At 67.4% G+C, this 1,287-nt stretch carries 1 protein-coding gene; it reads right to left on the reverse strand.

What is annotated here, in order from left to right; all coding sequences use genetic code 11:
- On the reverse strand, positions 1-1,219 hold a 1,219-nt coding region (locus CIK71_RS17145), incomplete at its 3' end, for an ISL3-like element ISAar39 family transposase (protein WP_096166883.1).
- Positions 1,220-1,287 lie beyond the last annotated feature (68 nt).

The following is a 1,287-nucleotide window of genomic DNA, read 5'->3' on the forward strand; positions in this document are numbered from 1 at the left end:
CGGTGCCACGGAGGTGCTCGAGGCGGCCATTGATGGCCTCTGTTGGGCCGTTGCTGGTGCCGGGCCGGTCGAAGTAGGCCAGCACGTCCCCGGCCCGGCGTTTCAGAGTGCGGCCGAGCGTGATGACCTCGGTCAGCGAGGCTGGAACGTTGCCGGCGAGGTCCTGGATCACGGCGGTGAGTTGCTGCTTGGCGGCAACGCGATCGGGATTGCGGTATGCCTGGACGATCCGCTGGTAGATGCCCCAGGTCGCCTCCACTGCGGCGTGCTCGTCTGCGGCGAACACGCTGCTCAGGCGGCCGCACTGGCGATCGGTCAGGAGATCTGCGCCGGTGCGGAGGACTCGGCGGATCCCGTAGAGAGGATCCCCGGATCGGCCACGATGCCCGCAGGTGGTCTGCTGGATCCGTTGCCGGCAGCGGTCCAGTGCGTCACCGGCCAGGGCGACGACGTGGAACGGATCCATCACCGCGACGGCCTGCGGGATCTCTTCCGCAGCGGCGGTCTTGAAACCGGTGAACCCATCCATCGCCACGGTCTCGATCCGGTCGCGGAAGCCCTGTTCCTGCTGGTCGAGCCAGGTCTTGAGCACCTTCTTCGAACGGCCGGGGACCATGTCCAGCAGCCTCGAGGCTCCGGTGCCATCGCGGACCGGGGTCAGGTCGATGATCACGGTGACGTACTTGTTACCGCCTCTGGTGTGGGACCAGACGTGCTCGTCCACGCCGAGGACCCGGACCCCCTCGAACCGGGCAGGATCGTTGATCAGGAGCTCGGAGCCGGCTTCGAGGACAGCGTCGTTCACGGTGTGCCAGGCGGTGCCGAGGTTCTCGGCGACCCGCGCGATCGACATCCGGTCGATGACCACGCTCTTGAGTGCCCAGAAGACCGCGTTGCGCGACAGCTTCGTGCGGGACGCGGCAGCGGCTGTGGTGTCCTGACGCCACACGGTGCAGCAGTCCGGGCAGCGGTAGCGACGCACTCTGACCTGCAGCATCGTCGGTCGCCAGCCGAGGGGGACGTGCACGATCGTCCTGAGGACCGTGCCGCGAGGAACTCCGGCCTGGCCGCAGCGATGGCACCACTGATCGTCCGCGAGGACCCGGCACTCCAGAACTGCCTGGCCCGTCTCGATGTGCTGGCCGGTGGCTGTGAGGCCGAGCCCGTCCAGGCCGCAGAAGGCATCGAGATCAGGGGACGAGAAGGTAGCGTGGGGCATGTCGAGGTCTTCCAGATGGCGAGCGTCAGAACTTCCATCATCGGGAGACCTCGACGTCTATCCCCGCA

It is taken from the genome of Brachybacterium alimentarium, from assembly GCF_002332425.1.
Taxonomy (GTDB): Bacteria; Actinomycetota; Actinomycetes; order Actinomycetales; family Dermabacteraceae; genus Brachybacterium; species Brachybacterium alimentarium.